19 protein-coding genes and 1 tRNA gene are annotated in these 16066 nt (G+C 70.3%); 9 read left to right on the forward strand and 11 right to left on the reverse strand.

Annotated elements, in window-relative coordinates; translation table 11 throughout:
• Window positions 1–53: 53 nt before the first annotated feature.
• The gene (locus H6693_09185; protein ID MCB9516357.1) at window positions 54–506 is read right to left on the reverse strand and encodes an SRPBCC family protein; all 453 of its coding nucleotides are present in this window, start codon (window positions 504–506) and stop codon (window positions 54–56) included.
• Between the two features lie 161 nt (window positions 507–667).
• Here H6693_09185 and H6693_09190 point away from each other — a divergent pair, with 161 nt between their 5' ends.
• The 5 genes from H6693_09190 (at window position 668) to H6693_09210 (ending at window position 5089) form a co-directional block, all read left to right on the forward strand.
• On the forward strand, window positions 668–1153 hold the full coding sequence (locus H6693_09190; protein MCB9516358.1) for an ATP-dependent zinc protease: 486 nt from the start codon (window positions 668–670) through the stop codon (window positions 1151–1153).
• Window positions 1150–2322 carry a RimK family alpha-L-glutamate ligase gene (locus H6693_09195; protein ID MCB9516359.1) on the forward strand — a complete coding sequence of 391 codons (1173 nt, stop codon included), beginning with the start codon at window positions 1150–1152 and terminating at the stop codon, window positions 2320–2322. Before H6693_09190 ends, H6693_09195 begins: the two co-directional genes overlap by 4 nt.
• Window positions 2319–3290, forward strand: a complete 972-nt coding sequence (locus tag H6693_09200) for a succinylglutamate desuccinylase/aspartoacylase family protein (protein MCB9516360.1) — start codon at window positions 2319–2321, stop codon at window positions 3288–3290. The genes H6693_09195 and H6693_09200 overlap by 4 nt, the downstream gene beginning before the upstream one ends.
• A 14-nt stretch (window positions 3291–3304) precedes the next feature.
• On the forward strand, window positions 3305–3835 hold the full coding sequence (locus H6693_09205; GenBank protein ID MCB9516361.1) for a lipocalin family protein: 531 nt from the start codon (window positions 3305–3307) through the stop codon (window positions 3833–3835).
• Between the two features lie 327 nt (window positions 3836–4162).
• Window positions 4163–5089 (forward strand): PD40 domain-containing protein, encoded by a 927-nt coding sequence (locus tag H6693_09210; protein MCB9516362.1) that lies wholly within the window; start codon window positions 4163–4165, stop codon window positions 5087–5089.
• 37 nt (window positions 5090–5126) lie between these two features.
• On the opposite strand, the gene katG is transcribed toward H6693_09210, so the two are convergent.
• Both katG and H6693_09220 read right to left on the reverse strand, forming a co-directional pair.
• Window positions 5127–7325, reverse strand: a complete 2199-nt coding sequence (gene katG / locus H6693_09215) for a catalase/peroxidase HPI (GenBank protein MCB9516363.1) — start codon at window positions 7323–7325, stop codon at window positions 5127–5129.
• Window positions 7326–7371: 46 nt separating this feature from the next.
• Entirely contained in the window at window positions 7372–7782 is a 411-nt protein-coding gene (locus tag H6693_09220; protein MCB9516364.1) for a transcriptional repressor, read from the reverse strand.
• Between the two features lie 108 nt (window positions 7783–7890).
• Here H6693_09220 and H6693_09225 point away from each other — a divergent pair, with 108 nt between their 5' ends.
• The 4 genes from H6693_09225 (at window position 7891) to H6693_09240 (ending at window position 10530) form a co-directional block, all read left to right on the forward strand.
• Window positions 7891–8511: a TetR/AcrR family transcriptional regulator gene (locus H6693_09225; protein ID MCB9516365.1), complete on the forward strand. Its 621-nt coding sequence runs from the start codon at window positions 7891–7893 to the stop codon at window positions 8509–8511.
• Window positions 8512–8523: 12 nt separating this feature from the next.
• Window positions 8524–8958 carry an SRPBCC domain-containing protein gene (locus H6693_09230; GenBank protein MCB9516366.1) on the forward strand — a complete coding sequence of 145 codons (435 nt, stop codon included), beginning with the start codon at window positions 8524–8526 and terminating at the stop codon, window positions 8956–8958.
• On the forward strand, window positions 8955–9359 hold the full coding sequence (locus tag H6693_09235) for a VOC family protein (protein MCB9516367.1): 405 nt from the start codon (window positions 8955–8957) through the stop codon (window positions 9357–9359). Before H6693_09230 ends, H6693_09235 begins: the two co-directional genes overlap by 4 nt.
• A gap of 82 nt (window positions 9360–9441) precedes the next feature.
• A complete protein-coding gene (locus tag H6693_09240) occupies window positions 9442–10530 on the forward strand; it encodes a hypothetical protein (protein MCB9516368.1) in 1089 nt (362 codons plus the stop codon).
• Here the strand turns inward: H6693_09240 and H6693_09245 are convergent.
• The 8 genes from H6693_09245 to rpsK all read right to left on the reverse strand — a co-directional run bounded on the left by H6693_09245 (window position 10527) and on the right by rpsK (window position 16050).
• On the reverse strand, window positions 10527–11879 hold the full coding sequence (locus tag H6693_09245) for a hypothetical protein (protein ID MCB9516369.1): 1353 nt from the start codon (window positions 11877–11879) through the stop codon (window positions 10527–10529). The two genes, H6693_09240 and H6693_09245, sit on opposite strands and share 4 nt — an antisense overlap.
• Entirely contained in the window at window positions 11876–12211 is a 336-nt protein-coding gene (locus tag H6693_09250) for a helix-turn-helix transcriptional regulator (GenBank protein ID MCB9516370.1), read from the reverse strand. The genes H6693_09245 and H6693_09250 overlap by 4 nt, the downstream gene beginning before the upstream one ends.
• Window positions 12212–12323: 112 nt before the next feature.
• Window positions 12324–13205, reverse strand: a complete 882-nt coding sequence (locus H6693_09255; GenBank protein MCB9516371.1) for an SDR family oxidoreductase — start codon at window positions 13203–13205, stop codon at window positions 12324–12326.
• A 142-nt stretch (window positions 13206–13347) separates the two neighbouring features.
• Window positions 13348–13420 (reverse strand) — tRNA-Asn (locus H6693_09260).
• An 8-nt stretch (window positions 13421–13428) separates the two neighbouring features.
• The gene (gene rplQ / locus H6693_09265; protein ID MCB9516372.1) at window positions 13429–13893 is read right to left on the reverse strand and encodes a 50S ribosomal protein L17; all 465 of its coding nucleotides are present in this window, start codon (window positions 13891–13893) and stop codon (window positions 13429–13431) included.
• A 29-nt stretch (window positions 13894–13922) separates the two neighbouring features.
• Complete coding sequence (locus H6693_09270) at window positions 13923–14921, reverse strand: DNA-directed RNA polymerase subunit alpha (GenBank protein MCB9516373.1); 999 nt, start codon at window positions 14919–14921, stop codon at window positions 13923–13925.
• 57 nt (window positions 14922–14978) lie between these two features.
• Window positions 14979–15590 (reverse strand): 30S ribosomal protein S4, encoded by a 612-nt coding sequence (gene rpsD, locus H6693_09275; GenBank protein MCB9516374.1) that lies wholly within the window; start codon window positions 15588–15590, stop codon window positions 14979–14981.
• 64 nt (window positions 15591–15654) lie between these two features.
• Window positions 15655–16050, reverse strand: a complete 396-nt coding sequence (gene rpsK / locus H6693_09280) for a 30S ribosomal protein S11 (GenBank protein ID MCB9516375.1) — start codon at window positions 16048–16050, stop codon at window positions 15655–15657.
• Window positions 16051–16066: the final 16 nt, after the last annotated feature.

Here is a 16066-nt window from a genome sequence, read left to right on the forward strand (position 1 = left end):
ACCTCCCTCGGCGACAGCCTAGCAGCAGGGGCGCAGAACGCGAAGCGGTGATCTCAGCCCCCGGCCGCGAAACGCTGGGCCAGGACCCGGCCGCGGTAGTCGAAGATGGCGTTCACGTCCCGCGCCACCAGCAGCCGGTGGACGAGCGCGCCGCCCGGCACCGCGTAGTCGACGTGGTCGAGGACGCGGGTGCCCTCCGCGCAGGGCTCGAAGCAGTGCTCGTGCTCCCAGAGCCGGTAGGGCCCGCGGCGCTGGACGTCCACGAAGCGCAGCGGCGGCTCCCAGACCGTGATCTCGCTCTCCCAGCGCAGCGGAAGGCCGTGGACCCGCAGCCGATAGTGGATGCGCGCGCCCGTCTCCATGCGGATCGGCGCCGGGTCCAGCACGCGGAAGCGCAGCCAGGGCGGCGTGATGGCCTCCAGGTTGCGCGCGTCGGCGAAGAAGGCGAAGACCGTCTCCACCGGCTGGGGCAGCACCAGCGAACGATCGAGCGTGTGGATGCGCACGGGGCCTCCTGGCGGGTCGGCGACGCGGACCCGGACCGCGCCCCCGCCATGGTGCCCGGCCGCGCGCTCCTCGGCAAGGACGCAGGCGGCGGATTTCCGCCTTGAGAGGCCGCCGCGGCCTATGCTCAAATCGACGGCACCTCTCCCCCACGGTGGTGACCATGGACGAAGCGCCCAAGGACGACGCCCCGCGCCTCATCGGCTGGCGCGAGATCGTGGCCATCCCCGACTGGGGCATCGAGGCCATCGAGGCCAAGGTGGACACGGGCGCGCGCAGCAGCGCCATCGACGTGTCCCAGATCGAGGAGCTGCCGGACGGCCGCGTGCGCTTCCACGTGGCGCTCGACCGCGCCGGCGAGCTGCTCAGCCCCGCCGTGGAGACCGCCGTGAGCCGCCGCGTGCGCATCCGCTCCAGCCTCGGCCACGCGCACGACCGCCTGATCGTGCGCGCGCACATCCAGGTGGCGGGGGTCGACAAGGAGATCGAGATCGGGCTGGTCCGCCGCCGCCGGATGCTCTCGCGCATGCTGCTGGGACGTCTGGCGCTGCAGGGAGACTTCCACGTGGACCCGGGTCGCCGCTACCTCTTCGTCAAGCCGGCGCGCCGCAAGCGCAAGCGCCGGCCCGCCAGCAAGGACACGCCATGAAGATCGCCATCCTCTCCCGCGCGCCCCGCTCCTACAGCACCCGTCGGCTGCGGGAGGCCGCCGCGTCCCGGGGCCACACCGTGCGCGTGCACGACACCCTGCGCTTCTCCATCTACGTCGAGGAGGAGACGCCCCGGCTCTTCTACGCCGGCAAGCCGATCCCCCGCTACGACGCGGTGATTCCGCGGATCGGCGCGTCCGTCACCTTCTTCGGCAACGCCGTGGTGCGCCAGTTCGAGCAGATGGGCGTCCTCGCGCTCACGCCGGCCACGGGCATCGCCATGAGCCGCGACAAGCTGCGGGCCATGCAGATCCTGAGCCGGCACGACATCGGCATCCCCCCCTCGGCCTTCGTGCGCGACCGCGGCGACGTCCTCGACGCCATCGCCCGAGTGGGCGGCGCGCCGGTGATCGTGAAGCTGCTGGAGGGCACGCAGGGCATCGGGGTGGTGCTGGCCGAGTCGGAGAAGCTGGCCGAGGCGATCGTCCACATGCTGCAGGTGACGAAGCAGAACGTCCTGATCCAGAAGTTCGTGGCCGAGAGCAAGGGGCGGGACATCCGGGCGATCGTGGTGGGCGGGCGCGTGGTGGCCGCCATGCGCCGGCGCGCGCAGGGGCAGGAGTTTCGCAGCAACATCCACCGCGGCGGCAAGGCGGAGCCGGTGGCGCTCGACGACATCTACGAGCGCACCGCGGTCAAGGCCGCGCGCATCCTGGGCCTGCGCGTGGCTGGCGTGGACATCCTCGAGGGGGCGGACGGCCCCCAGGTCCTGGAGGTGAACTCCTCGCCGGGGCTCGAGGGCATCGAGACCGCCACGGGCGTGGACGTGGCCGGCGCCATCGTGGAGCACCTCGAAGAGCAGGCGCACCTGCCCGAGGTGGACCTGCGCCAGCAGCTCTCGCTGGGCCAGGGCTACTCGGTGGCCGAGCTGCCGGTGACGGAGGCGTCGATCCTCGCCTGGAAGACCCTGCGCGAGCTGCACCTCTCGGACATGGAGGTGCTGGTGCTGTCCATCCGCCGCGGCGGGCTGCTGCTGCCCGCCCCGCGCGGCGCCACCACGATCCTGCCCGGCGACATGCTGACCTGCTACGGCAAGCGCAGCGCCCTCAAGGAGCTGATCCCCTTCGCGCCGCCGAAGAAGCGCGGGCGCGGAAAGGGGAAGGCATGAAGGGACGCCCGGCGTTCTCCCTGGGCGGCGAGCACGTCGCCGCCGGCAAGGCCAAGCTCTGCGAGCTCCCCGTGGCGCGCATCCCCACCGACCCGCTGACCTGGCTCCGACTGCGCGCGAAGGTGCTGCACGGCCGGCGGCCGGGCCGCGTGGTCTGGATCAGCGCCGCCGTCCACGGCGACGAGCTCGGCGGCGTGGAGATCATCCGCCGCGTGCTGCGGGAGCTCGATCCGCGCCTGCTCGCCGGCACCCTGATCGCCGTGCCCTTCGTGAACGTCTTCGGCGCCATGGGCGGCTCGCGCTACCTGCCCGACCGGCGCGACCTGAACCGCAGCTTTCCCGGCTCTCCCAAGGGGTCGCTGGCCGCGCGGCTGGCGAACATCTTCCTCACCGACATCGTGGAGCGCTGCGACTTCGGGATCGATCTGCACACGGGCTCGGACGGCCGGACCAACCTGCCGCAGATCCGCGCCGACCTGGACGACCCCGAGACCCGCCGCTGCGCCGAGGCCTTCGCGGCCCCGGTCATGATGAACGGCAAGCCGCCGGCGGGCTCGCTGCGCGCCACCACGAACCGCCAGGGCATCCACAGCCTGCTCTACGAGGCGGGCGAGGCCCTGCGCTTCGACGAAGACGCCATCGAGATGGGCGTCGCGGGCGTGCTGCGCACCCTGTCCGCGCTGGAGATGACCCCCGAGGCCGCGCCGCCCGCCGCCGAACGGCCCAGCCTCGAGGTCGCCGCCGCCACCTGGCTGCGCGCGCGGCGCAGCGGGCTGTTCAGGGCCCGCACCACGCTGGGGGCCCGCGTGGCCAAGGGCGACCTCGTCGGCAAGATCAACGACCCCTTCGGCGTGGCCAGCAACCCCGTGCGCGCGCGCGAGGACGGCGTGGTCATCGGCCTCAACCTGAACCCGCTGGTGGGCCAGGGGGACGCGCTCGTCCACCTGGGCCTGCTGACCGGAGCGTGATCGTGCGCCGTACGCTGCTCCTGCTGCTGGCCCTGCTGCCGGCCGTCGCCGCCGCCCAGGACGCGCCGCCTCCCCTGCGGACGGTGGACCACGTGGACCTGGACCGCTACCTCGGCCGCTGGTACGAGGTCGCGCACATCCCCAATCGCTTCCAGAAGCAGTGCGCCTGCTGCAGCAGCGCCGAGTACGCGCTGCAGGAGGACGGCCGGCTGCGCGTGGTGAATCGCTGCGTCAAGGAAGACGGCGAGCTCGACGAAGCCGGGGGCGTGGCGGAGATCGTGGACCGCGAGAGCAACGCGAAGCTGCGGGTGAGCTTCGTCAGCTTCCTGGGCTGGCGGCCGTTCTGGGGCGACTACTGGATCATCGGCCTCGATCCGGACTACCGCTGGGCCGTGGTCGGCACGCCCGACCGCAAGTACGGCTGGGTGCTGTCGTGGACCCCGGCGCTGGAGGCAGCGGATCGGGAGCGCGTCGAGGCCGTCCTGCGCGACGGCGGCTACGCGCTCGAGGCCTTCGTGACGGACCGGCAGGAAGCGTCGCCCTGATCGCGCTGTGATCTTTCGCCGCCCGCAGGCGTCTCACTCCGCAGCCGACGGAAAGGAGACGCCATGCGTCTGCCCCCCCTCACGCTCCTGCTCTGCCTCGCCGCGGTGTGCGCGGGCTGCGGCTCCAGCTCCGACCCCGCCAAGCCCGGCGACGCCGGCGACCCCGTGGTCACGGCCCTCTACCCGGCCGGCGCCGGCCCCGGCGAGGCGGTGCGCATCGAGGGCAGCGGCTTCGGCGACACCCGCGCCCAGCCCCAGGGCCAGGTCAGCGTGGGCGGGGTGGAGGCGGTGATCGAGGACTGGAGCGATACGCGGATCGACTTCGTCATGCCGGACGGGATCGTCGGCAACTGGGTCCCCGTGCAGCTCACGATCGGCGGCGAGTCCACGGACGCGGGCAGCATGGGCGCCTGGGAGCCCGGCGTGATCCAGCTGACGAACTACGTGGGCGGCACCGGCGCGGGCGAAGCCACCTGGTCGCCGGACGGCGAGTGGATCTACTACACCCGGCGCATGGGCGCCGGCGAGAGCCCGCCGAATCAATACGACATCTGGCGCGTGCCTTCGCGGGGCGGAGCGCCGGTCCGGGTGACGAACACCAGCTACAACGAGAACTGGCCGGACATCTGGAGCAACACCGGGCAGATCGCCTTCGGCCGCGACGGCACCGAGAACGGCAACCTGGACGGCGACTACGACATCTGGGTCGCGGGCTTCGGCCTGGTGGAGGCCGTGGATCCGAACTTCGCCACGCAGGGCGTCCTCGATCGCACGCCGGCCTGGTCGCGTGACGTGGACCTCGGCGTCAACATCGCCTGGAGCTCCGAGGACGAGCTCGGCCGCCCCATCATCCGCCTGGGAGGCTCGGTTCCGATCTCGATCTTCGGCGCGGGATTCAATCCCCGCTTCGATCCCCTCGACGGCCGGCACATCGTCTACGGGAGCTACAACGGCCAGGTCCCCTACCTCTACGTCGGCGACATCCTGGACGGGAGCTACACCCTGCTGAACACCCCCGAGACCTTTCGCGGGACCGGGGACTGGGGTGTGAACGGGAAGATCGTCTACGTGTCGGGCGACGGCCTCGGCGACCTCTGGACCATCGACCCCGACGGCACGAACGCGAGTCTGCTCTACGGCTCACCTAGCTCGGAGGGCGGCCCGCGCTGGTCGCCCACGGCCGACCGGGTTGTCTTCGGGTCGCACCGCTTCGGCAACTTCGACCTCTACGTCTACACGCTGCCGCCGGAATAGGAGAGGCCCGGGCGTCGCCGCCCGGGCCCCGCTGCACTCAGGCGAGATCGAAGCGGTCCGCGTTCATCACCTTGGTCCAGGCCGCCACGAAGTCCTTCACGAAGAGCTTCTCGCCGTCCCTGGCGCCGTAGACCTCCGACACGGCGCGGAGCTGCGAGTTGGAGCCGAAGACCAGGTCCACGCGGGTGCCCGACCACTTGACCTTGCCGGTGGCGCGGTCGCGTCCCTCGTAGACGTGCTCGCCCGCCGGCTTCCACTCGGTGTCCAGGTCGAGGACGCCGCGGAAGAAGTCGTTGGTGAGCGTGCCCGGGCTGTCCGTGAACACGCCGTGACGGGTCTCGCCGTGGTTCGCGCCCAGGACGCGCAGGCCGCCGACCAGGGCCGTCATCTCCGGCGCGCTGAGGCCGAGCAGCTGCGCGCGATCCACGAGCAGCGCCTCGGGCGTTCCCGCGTGGCGATTCGGACCGAGGTAGTTGCGGAAGCCGTCCGCCGTGGGCTCGAGCGGCGCGAAGGACTCGGCGTCGGTCAGCTTCTGCGTCGTGTCGGTGCGACCCGGCGCGAAGGGGACCTCCACCTTGTGACCCGCGTCGGCGGCGGCCTTCTCGATGGCCGCTCCGCCGCCCAGCACGATCAGATCCGCCAGCGAGACCTGCTTGCCGCCCTTCTGCGCGCCGTTGAAGTCCTTGCGGATCTTCTCCAGCGCCTTGATCACCTTGGCGGTCCGGGCCGGCTCGTTCGCTGCCCAGTCCTTCTGCGGCGCGAGACGGATGCGCGCGCCGTTGGCGCCGCCCCGCTTGTCGCTGTTGCGGAAGGTGGACGCGGACGCCCAGGCCGTCGCCACCAGCTGCCCCACGCTCAGCCCCGAGGCGAGGATCTGCTTCTTGAGCGCGGCGATATCGCGCGCGCTGACCGGCTTGTAGTCGGCCTTGGGGACGGGGTCCTGCCAGATCAGCTCCTCGGACGGCACCTCGGGACCGAGGTAGCGCGCGATGGGCCCCATGTCGCGGTGCGTCAGCTTGTACCAGGCCTTCGCGAAGGCCTGCTCGAACTCCTTGGGGTGCTCCATGAAGTGCCGCGCGATGGGCGCATAGATGGGATCCATCCGCAGCGCCATGTCCGCGGTGGTCATCATGAGCGGGCGCCGCTGCGACGCATCGTGCGCCGCCGGCGCCTTGCGCGCCATGGAGGCCGCCGTGGGCGTCCACTGCTGCGCGCCCGACGGGCTCCTCACCAGCTCCCACTCGTACTCGAAGAGGTTCTTCAGGTACTCGTGGTCCCAGCGCGCGGGGTCGCTCGTCCACGAGCCCTCGAGGCCGCTGCCCGTGGTGTCGTCGCCCTTGCCGCTGCCGTGGCGGTTGTGCCAGCCGAGGCCCATCTGCTGGATCGGCGCGGCTTCCGGCTCCGGCCCCACCAGGGCGACGTCCCCCGCGCCATGGCTCTTGCCGAAGGTGTGGCCGCCGGCGGTGAGCGCCACCGTCTCGTAGTCGTTCATCGCCATGCGCGCGAAGGTCTCGCGGATGTCCCGCCCCGACGCCACGGGGTCCGGGTTGCCGTTCGGCCCCTCGGGGTTCACGTAGATGAGGCCCATCTGGACGGCGGCGAGCGGGTTGTCCAGCTCGCGCTCGCCCTTGTAGCGCTCGTCGCCGAGCCAGGTGGTCTCGGGGCCCCAGTAGATGTCCTCCTCGGGCTCCCAGACGTCCTCGCGACCGCCGCCGAAGCCGAAGGTCTTGAGGCCCATGGACTCGATCGCCACGTTGCCGGCCAGGATCATCAGGTCGGCCCAGGAGATCTTCTTGCCGTACTTCTGCTTGATGGGCTGGAGCAGGCGGCGGGCCTTGTCGAGGTTGACGTTGTCGGGCCAGCTGTTCAGCGGCGCGAAGCGCTGCGTGCCGCTGGAGGCGCCGCCGCGGCCGTCGGCGATGCGGTAGGTGCCCGCGCTGTGCCAGGCCATGCGGATGAAGAGGCCGCCGTAGTGGCCGTAGTCGGCGGGCCACCAGTCCTGCGAGTCCGTCATCAGCGTCTCGAGGTCCTTCTTGAGCGCCGCGTAGTTGAGCGACTTGAAGGCCTTGGCGTAGTTGAAGCGCGCGCCGAGCGGGTTCATCGCCGGCGGGTTCTGGTGGAGGATCTTCAGGTTCAACTGGTCGGGCCACCAGGCCTGATTCGACCTGGCCCCGACGGTCGCGTTGGCGCCCGTCACCGGGCACCCGCCTGCTCGGTCTGCGTTGTGATCCGTCATGACAACTCCTGCTCCTGAGTGAAAGGTCCCGTGTGAGTGCTGGGCGCTACTCCTGACACGACGGACAGCGCCCCCAGTAGACGACCTCGGCCTCGTCGATCGCGTAGCCGTGATCGTCCTTCGCGGTCAGGCACGGCGCCGCTCCGACCGCGCAGTCCACGTCCACCATCGCGCCGCAGCTGCGGCAGATGAGGTGGTGGTGGTTGTCGTTCACGCGGTCTTCGAAGCGCGCCGCCGAGCCGGCCGGCTGGATCCGGCGGATGAGGCGCTTGTCCACCAGGACGCGAAGCGCGTCGTAGACCGCTTGACGGGAGATCGAACCGATCTCTCCCCGCACCGTCTCGACGAGCGCGTCCGCCGTGGCATGTGGGAACGCGGACACGGCCCGCAGCACGGCCAGGCGTTGGGCCGTGACCTGCAGACCGTGGTCGCGCAAGCGCTGTCCGTCGCTGGTCATGGAAAGTAGACTAGGACTGATTATGGACATTGTCAAGCCTTCCTCGAACCCATTGTCCCGCTGCGCGCTGGGCTTGACAACATACCAACTAGTCGGTATGATACGAGCATGGCCAAGACAGCGACAGCCCGGCGCAAGCTCCTCGACGCGGCCCTCACGGTGATCCGCGAGAAGGGCTTTGCGGCCACCACGGTGGATGAGCTCTGCGCCCGCGCCGGTGTCAGCAAGGGCGCCTTCTTCCACCACTTCGCGAGCAAGGAGGCGCTGGGCGTCGCGGCGGCCGAGCACTGGTCCGCGGTGACGGGCGCGCTGTTCGAGTCGGCGCCCTATCACCGCCGCGCGACGGCGCTGGACCGCGTGCTGGACTACCTGGCCTTCCGCCGCTCCCTGCTGCGTGGCGGGATCCCCGAGTTCACCTGCGTGGTGGGCACCATGGTGCAGGAGGCCTACGGACTGCACCCCGGCATCCGCGAGGCCTGCGGCGAGAGCATCTTCGGGCACGCCGGCACGCTGGAGGCGGACATCGCCGAGGCGATGCGCGACCACGGGGTGGAGGCGGGCTGGACGGCCGCCAGCCTGGCGGCGCACACCCAGGCCGTGCTTCAGGGCGCGTTCGTCCTGGCCAAGGCCAAGGACGACGTGTCCGTCGCCATCGAGAGCGTGGATCACCTGCGGCGCTACGTCGAACTGCTGTTCACCGGCGCCACGAGCAAACTGAGCGAAGCATGAGAGGAGACGGCGATGAGTGAAATCACGATCGAGAGCCTGGTGCGAGCCCCGATCGACCGGGTCTGGCTCTGCTGGACGGAGCCGGAGCACATCACGCAGTGGAACTTCGCGTCGGAGGACTGGTGCTGCCCGAACGCGGAGAACGACCTGCGGCCCGGCGGCCGCTACCGCGCGCGCATGGAGGCCAAGGACGGGAGCTTCGGCTTCGACTTCGAAGGGGTCTATGACGAAGTCGCCGATCGCGAGGCGCTCGCCTTTACCCTCGGGGATGGGCGCAAGGTGAGAACCGTGTTCGAGGCGGGCAGCGGCTCGACCCGGGTGGTGACCACCTTCGACGCCGAGCAGGTGAACACCGTCGACAGGCAGCGCCAGGGCTGGCAGGCGATCCTCGACAACTTCACGCGCTACGTCGAAGCGCAGGCCGAGAGCGCGGGAGGCCAGCGATGAACCCGGTCGTCCACTTCGAGCTGCCCTATGCGAATCGCGAGCGCGCCGAGCGCTTCTACGCCCAGGCCTTCGGCTGGAACACCCAGTTCCTCGGGCCGGCGATGGGCGACTACGTGCTGGTGACGACCGTCGATCCCACCGCGCCCACCCGGCTGCCGGCGGGAGGCATCAACGGCGGGCTCTTCCCGAGAAAGCCCGACTGGCCGGCGCAGCATCCGTCGGTCGTCATCGGCGTGGCGGACATCGCCGGCGCCATGACTGCCGTGCGCGATGCCGGCGGCGAAGTCCTCGGCGAGCCGATGGCGATTCCCGGCGTCGGCGACTACGTGTCGTTCCTGGACACGGAGGGCAACCGCATCAGCATCCTCCAGCCGAGCATGGAGAAGGAGACGCAGCCATGACCGCACGCGCAACCAGGGTTCGCAGCCGTCTCTGCTGCGACGGCCACGGCCGCACGGCGGCGTTCCGCGGAGCGGTGAGTTGATGCGGCGACTCCTCCTCGCCCCCCTGCTGCTCCTCGCCGCCTGCGGTGGCGACAAGCCCGGCGGCGCGAACCCCTGGCAGGCGATCGCCCTGGGCACCGACGCGGCGATTCGCGATCTGAGCTTCGTCGACGACCAGCACGGCTGGATGGTCGGCGCCGCGGGCGGCGGAGAGAAGGGCGCGGTCGTGGGCGTCACCGAGGACGGCGGCCTGACCTGGCGCTTTCGCGGCGGCGTCGTCCCGCCTCGCTACCAGGCGCCGTCGATCGCGCTCAACGCCGTGCGCTTCGTGACACCCCGCTTCGGCGTCGCCGCCGGCCAGTCGGGCACGGTGCTGCGCAGCGAGGACGGCGGCGAGACCTGGCAGCAGACCCTCGCGCGCGGTCCCGTCTACTCGCACTGGCGCGACGTGGACTTCGTGGACCTGCAGCACGGCTGGATGATCGGCCGCGGCGGGGTGATCGCCACCGAGGACACGGGGGCGAGCTGGACCCGCCTCGACCCCCCGGACGCGCCGGCCGAGGCCGGCCTCGCCCTCGACATGCTGGATCTCGACGAGGGCTGGATGGTGGGCAAGCACGGGCTCGTCCTCCACTCCACGGACGGCGGGCGGCGCTGGAGCCCGGTGAACGTGCTGGGCGCCCTCGCGGACGGGGCCGTCCCCGACTTCGCGGCGCTGCACTTCGTCGACCGCGACCACGGCTGGATCGCCGGCACCGTGACCACGGCCCGAGGCATCGACGACATCCACCGCGCCGTGCTGCTGCACAGCGCGGACGGCGGCGCGAGCTGGCAGTCGCAGCTGGAGGACGTGGAATGCATCCTCACGGCGGTCCGCTTCGCCGACGCGCGGCGCGGCTGGGCGCTGGGCTTCGACCGCGGCGGGGGGACGTCCACGGTGCTGGCCACCGCCGACGGCGGCGGGAGCTGGCACGTGGAGCTCGTCGTGCACGGCGAGGAGCTGGCGGCGCTCGAGATCGGCGACGCCTTCGTGTGGGCCGTCGGCGATCGCTCGCGGGAGGAGCCGCAGCGGCTGTTCAGGCGCGCCCTGGACGCGCCCGTCGTGGCGCGGTCCCGTCGCGGCCGCTAGCGATAGCCGAAGAGCATCGGAAAGAGCAGCGCCACGACCCAGGCCCAGGCGGCGAAGAGGGGCAGGGTGGCGGTCTGCCAGCGCTCCAGGCGCGGGAAGGGCGTGCGGCCCCCCAGGAAGCGGGCGTAGTGGACCGCGCTGCCGCCCAGGTTCACCAGCAGGAGCAGGTTCAGGCCGAGCGCGGCCGCCTTGTTGGGGCTCGCGCCAAACTCCGAGATGCGCGCGCTGATCGCCCAGAGCGCGAGGACGTCCACGAGCAGCGCGCAGACCACCAGCAGCAGCTGCAGCAGGTCGAAGCGACGCGGCGGCGCCTGGCTGTCGCGCGCGCTGATCGAGTAGAGCAGCAGCCCCAGCACGAGGACGAGCAGCAGGTCGAAGCCGATGAGCACCTCGCGCCCCACCTGGATCGCGCTGCCCGTGACGAGCATCGTCACCACGAAGACCAGCAGCAGCGCCGCGAAGAGCGGCGTGAAGAGCCAGGTCAGCACCGGCGCCATGTTCTCGATGACGCTCTGCTTGGCCTCCACCAGCCAGGCCGCGACGATCACCGCGCCCATCACGCCGCAGGGCAGCAGCCAGTCGCTGATCACCAGCTTCGGGTCCAGGCCGATCGCCTGGAAGATGAAGGCGGTGAAGCCCACCAGCACGCCGCCGCCCAGCGCGATCAGCGCCAGGTAGATGAACCACTCCCCCGAGAAGCGCACGTAGTTCATCCGCCCCTCGTGCCGGCGCCACGCCCCGCCCGTGTAGGCGAAGGCGATCATCATCCACAGCGCGATGGGCAGGTGGATCGCGCTGAGCTGCTCGGTCTGCCCCCTGGGCACGAAGGGCAGCAGGTTGACGCCCAGCGCGCCCAGCAGGAAGGGCGCGGCCTGGCGCAGCCAGCCCGACGCGGCGAGTCCGCGCTTCCACGCGAAGAAGGCGGCCAGGAAGGGCAGGACGAACAGGCTGAAGTTGCGCAGGTAGTACGAGGAATCCGCCAGGGGACCATGGAGGCGGTGGCCGAAGAGCTCGGGCAGCTTGATCGCGACGGCCGCGGCGGCGGCGCAGAGCAGGGCCACGCCCCCGTCGCGGCGGGCGGGGCTCGACCCCTCGCCCCCGGGGGCGAGCACGAGCTGCTTCCACAGGCGCTCGCTGTACTCGCGCGCGAACTCGAGGGCCACGGCGTCCTGCTCGCCGAGGCGCTTGACGGCCACGAGGAAGGCCTCGGACTCGTCCAGCCCCGCCGCCTGCAGCGCCTCGATCTGGTTGCGCAGGTGGTCCTCCATCTCGTCGACGTCCGCGGCGCTCACCGCCTGCCGCCGACGAAAGTGGTTCCGCCACTCGTCGATGCGCTCGTCCACGGTCATGTGAGCTCCAGTCGCCAGATGCCCCGCATCGCGCGGTCCACCACCTGCCACTGCTCGCGGTGGCGGGCGAGTTCGTCCGCGCCCGCCGGGGTCAGCCGGTAGTACTTGCGACGGCGGCCGGTCTCGGACTGGCCCCAGATCGCGTCCACGAGCCCGTTGCGCTCGAGGCGGTGAAGCAGCGGGTAGACCATGCCGTCCGTCCAGGCCAGTTCGCCACCCGACAGCTCCCCCACGCGCTTGATGATCGCGTAGCCGTAGCTCTCGCCCTCGCCGAGGATGGCGAGCACGAGCGGCGTGGCCGAGGCGGCGACGAGGTCCTTGTCGATGTTCACGGCGGCTCCTTACCTGGCAGCATCATACATGGCGGTGCTATGTATGTCAAGGGCCGGGCTGTTCACGTGAACAAATCGCAATCCCTTGATTTTGCGTTAGATTCGGAAGTGCTCAGCCGAGCCCCACCAGGCGCCGGCTGGCCTGGTAGAGCGCCTCGGCCAGGGCCCCGTCGCGGGCCCGGGGGTTCGGCGAGGGCATCGGCCAGCCGCCGGGGCGGTCGCGCCTGTCGGGGTAGAGGATGCTGTTCTGGCTGTAGTAAGCGCCGGCGTGGGCGGGGAGGTCGTCGGCCAGCAGGCAGTGCAGGGTGGTCTGGGCGCCGTCCTCGGCGGACAACATGCCCAGGAACGGGCTCAGCGGCCGCAGGAGCCCGTTCTGCACCCAGGCCGGCATGGTGTGGCTCACCAGGTTGCTGCGGATCCATCCGGGGTGGACGGACACGGCGGTCACGCCGGTGCCCTCCAGCCGCCGCGCCAGGCTGACGGCCTGCAGGACGATCGCCAGCTTCGACTGCGCGTAGGCCTCCATGCCGTCGTAGGGGCGCCGGTCGCCGTTCAGGTCGTCCAGGTGCAGCTCACCGCCCCGGCCGCGCATTCCCACGTGCGCCACGCTGGACACGCAGACGATCCGCGAGGGCGCGCCTGCCTTGAGGCGCTCCAGCAGCAGCTCGGTCAGCAGGAAGTGGCCGAGGTAGTTGGTGCCGAACTGGGTCTCGAAGCCGTCGACCGTGCGTCCCCGGGGCGTGTTCATGACGCCCGCGTTGTTCACCAGGCCGTCCAGGCGGGCGTGCCGCGCGAGGACGGCCTGGGCGCAGCGACGAACGGAGTCGAGGCTGCCCAGGTCCAGCGCCAGCACCTCGGCCGTGCCGGGACCGGACAGGCCGCGCACGGCCTCCTCTCCCGCCGCGACGCGACGGCAGGCCGCCACCACGTGCGCGCCCTGACGGACGAGCTGCGCCATCGTGGCCAGGCCCGACCCGGAGTTGGCGCCCGTCACCACGTAGACCCTGCCGCGCAGGTCCTTCGCGAAGAGCGCGGGGTTGCAGCGCAGGGTCTTCAGCATCGCTGCCTCCTTCGTCGGCCATCAATGCGAATGCCCCGCGGCGCCAGGCGCCACGGGGCACGTCGTCGAGATCAGGCTCCCCGGGTAGGACTTGAACCTACAACCCTGCGGTTAACAGCCGCATGCTCTGCCAATTGAGCTACCGAGGAACGAAGTCCTAGGCCGGCGGCTGGGCCGCGGTCTTCTTCATGTCCTTCTTGCGCTTGGCGTCGGCCTCCTTCTTGGAGACGTCCGTCTTGCCGCTCTTCTTGCCCTTGGGCTTGTAGTTGCTGTCCACCAGCTCGAGGATGGCCATCTGGGCGTCGTCGCCCTTGCGGATCCCCGCGCGCATGATGCGGGTGTAGCCGCCGGGGCGCTCCGCGAAGCGGGGGCCGATGGCGTCGAAGAGCTTCTGCAGCACCACGGGCTTGATGATGAAGCGCGCCGCCTGCCGCCGCGCCGTGAGATCGCCCCGCTTGGCGAAGGTGATCATGCGCTCCGCGTAGCGGCGCGCCTCCTTGGCCTTGGTCAGGGTCGTCTCGATGCGCTCGTGCTCGAAGAGGCTGGTGACCATGTTGCGCAGCATCGCGCGGGACTGATCGGCCGGCCGGTTCAGGCGATTGCCTCTGACTTGATGTCGCATGACTCTTTCCTCGTGCTGTGCCCGGCCGGCTAGGCCTGGGCGCGTTCCTTTTCGACCGACGCCACCAGTCCGCTCACGTCCATGCCCCAGTGCAGGCCCATGCCCTCGAGGATCTCGCTGATCTCCTTGAGGCTCTTGCGGCCGAAGTTGCGGTACTGGAGCATCTCGCTCTCGGTCTTCACCACCAGCTGGCCGATGGACTTGATGTCGGCCGCCTTCAGGCAGTTGGCGCTGCGCACGGAGAGCTCGAGCTCCTCCACGTTGCGGCTGAGCAGCTCGCGCATGCGCTCGAGTTCCTCGTCCACCTCTTCCTCGGCCACGGCCATGGGCTCCTCATCGAAGTTGATGAAGAGGTAGAGGTGGTCCTTGACGATCTTGGCCGCGTAGCCCAGCGCCTCTTCGGGCGAGATCGCGCCGTTGGTCTCGATCTCGAGCACCAGGCGATCGTAGTCCGTGCGCTGTCCGACGCGGGTGTCCTCGATGCGGTAGTTCACCTTGCGCACCGGGCAGAAGATGGCGTCCACCGGGATGACCCCGATCGACGTGTCCGTCAGCTCGTGGTTCTCGGCCAGCACGAAGCCGCGGCCGTCGCTGACCAGGATCTCGGCCCTGAGGTGCGCGCCCTCGTTGAGGTGGCAGATCACCAGGTCCGGGTTCACGATCTCCACCGCCGAGTCCTCGGTGATGTCCGCGGCGGTCACGGGACCGGGGCGGTTCACGTCAAGGTAGAGCTTGTGGGACAGGTCGGTGTTCAGACGGCAGACCATCTGCTTGAAGTTCAGGACGATGTCGCTGACGTCCTCCATGACGCCCGGGATGTTCGTGAACTCGTGCAGGGCGTCCTCGAACTTGACGGCAACCACGGCCGCGCCCTGCAGGCTGCTGAGCAGCGTGCGGCGCAGGGCGTTGCCCAGCGTCAGGCCGAAGCCCCGCTCCAGGGGCTCCACCGTGAAGCGGGTGAAGTACGGGGTCTCCCCCGTCTTCTGGATCTCCACCTGCTTCGGCATCAGCACGTTCTTCCACTTCATGCGGAATTGCCTCCTTACTCGCCCGAGGGCGAAGGCGATCAAACTGGCGGCGGCGTTTTACTTCGAGTAGAGCTCGACGATCAGCTGCTCCTGGACGTTCACCGGCATGTCCCCGCGCTCGGGCTCGTTGAGGTAGCTGGCCTCGAAGGCCGCCTCGTCGAGGCTGACGTAGGGCACGCGGCCGCGGGCCGCCCGCTTCTTGATCGACTCCAGGATGAACACGTTCTTCCGGCTCTTCTCGCGCAGCGTGACCTTGTCCCCCGCTTTCAGCTCGTAGCTGGGGATGTCCACCGCCTGCCCGTTCACATTGAAGTGCCCGTGCGTCACGAACTGCCGCGCCTGGGGCCGCGTCGCCGCGAAGCCCGCGCGGAACACGAAGTTGTCGAGACGGCTCTCGAGCATCTGCAGCAGGTTCGTGCCCGTCACGCCCTGACGGCGGGCGGCCTCCTTGAAGTAGCGCCTGAACTGACGCTCCAGGATGCCGTACATGTACTTGACCTTCTGCTTCTCCGCGAGCTGCAACCCGTACTCGGACACCTTGCGCCGGCGGTTCCGCCCGTGCTGACCGGGCGGGTACGGACGCTTGTCCAGCGGGTTCTTGTCGGTCTCGAAGATGTTCTCTCCGAAGCGGCGACTGATCTTGTGCTTCGGACCACGGTAGCGCGCCATGCGCTCGACCTCCTCTTAATCGGATCGGCCCCCTCGGGCCTGCTAGCCTGGTTCGCCCGCTTCGCTACATCCGGCGGCGCTTCTTGGGACGGCAGCCGTTGTGCGGCATGCTCGTCTTGTCCTTGATGCCCGTCACCTCCACGCCCGTGGCGTGGATGGAGCGGATGGCTGCTTCGCGGCCGGGGCCGGGGCCCTTGAGATGGATCTCGCAGCGCTTGAGACCCAGGTTCATCGCCTCCCGCACGCAGCGGTCGGCCGCGAGCTGGGCCGCGTAGGGCGTGCTCTTGCGGCTGCCCTTAAAGCCGGCGGTGCCGGCGCTGGCCCAGGTGAAGACCTCGCCGCCGGTGCTGGTGGCGGTGATGATCGTGTTGTTGAAGCTGGACTTGATGTGGATCACGCCCATCGAGTCCATCTTCCGCGACTTCTTGCGGCCGGTCTTCCGGCCCTTCGGTGCAGCCATCGGGCTTCCTCCTCAG

The sequence above is a fragment of the Candidatus Latescibacterota bacterium genome (assembly GCA_020633725.1).
Lineage (GTDB): Bacteria > Krumholzibacteriota > Krumholzibacteriia > JACNKJ01 > JACNKJ01 > VGXI01.

Excerpts from the sequence above, each read along its gene's own strand:
- H6693_09190 (MCB9516358.1), top strand. The coding sequence starts at position 668 with ATGGACGAAGCGCCCAAGGACGACGCCCCGCGCCTCATCGGCTGGCGC.
- H6693_09195 (MCB9516359.1), top strand. The coding sequence starts at position 1,150 with ATGAAGATCGCCATCCTCTCCCGCGCGCCCCGCTCCTACAGCACCCGT.
- H6693_09200 (MCB9516360.1), top strand. The coding sequence starts at position 2,319 with ATGAAGGGACGCCCGGCGTTCTCCCTGGGCGGCGAGCACGTCGCCGCC.
- H6693_09210 (MCB9516362.1), top strand. The coding sequence starts at position 4,163 with ATGCCGGACGGGATCGTCGGCAACTGGGTCCCCGTGCAGCTCACGATC.
- katG (MCB9516363.1), bottom strand. The coding sequence starts at position 7,325 with ATGACGGATCACAACGCAGACCGAGCAGGCGGGTGCCCGGTGACGGGC.
- H6693_09220 (MCB9516364.1), bottom strand. The coding sequence starts at position 7,782 with ATGACCAGCGACGGACAGCGCTTGCGCGACCACGGTCTGCAGGTCACG.
- H6693_09225 (MCB9516365.1), top strand. The coding sequence starts at position 7,891 with ATGGCCAAGACAGCGACAGCCCGGCGCAAGCTCCTCGACGCGGCCCTC.
- H6693_09230 (MCB9516366.1), top strand. The coding sequence starts at position 8,524 with ATGAGTGAAATCACGATCGAGAGCCTGGTGCGAGCCCCGATCGACCGG.
- H6693_09235 (MCB9516367.1), top strand. The coding sequence starts at position 8,955 with ATGAACCCGGTCGTCCACTTCGAGCTGCCCTATGCGAATCGCGAGCGC.
- H6693_09240 (MCB9516368.1), top strand. The coding sequence starts at position 9,442 with ATGCGGCGACTCCTCCTCGCCCCCCTGCTGCTCCTCGCCGCCTGCGGT.
- H6693_09245 (MCB9516369.1), bottom strand. The coding sequence starts at position 11,879 with ATGACCGTGGACGAGCGCATCGACGAGTGGCGGAACCACTTTCGTCGG.
- rplQ (MCB9516372.1), bottom strand. The coding sequence starts at position 13,893 with ATGCGACATCAAGTCAGAGGCAATCGCCTGAACCGGCCGGCCGATCAG.
- H6693_09270 (MCB9516373.1), bottom strand. The coding sequence starts at position 14,921 with ATGAAGTGGAAGAACGTGCTGATGCCGAAGCAGGTGGAGATCCAGAAG.
- rpsD (MCB9516374.1), bottom strand. The coding sequence starts at position 15,590 with ATGGCGCGCTACCGTGGTCCGAAGCACAAGATCAGTCGCCGCTTCGGA.
- rpsK (MCB9516375.1), bottom strand. The coding sequence starts at position 16,050 with ATGGCTGCACCGAAGGGCCGGAAGACCGGCCGCAAGAAGTCGCGGAAG.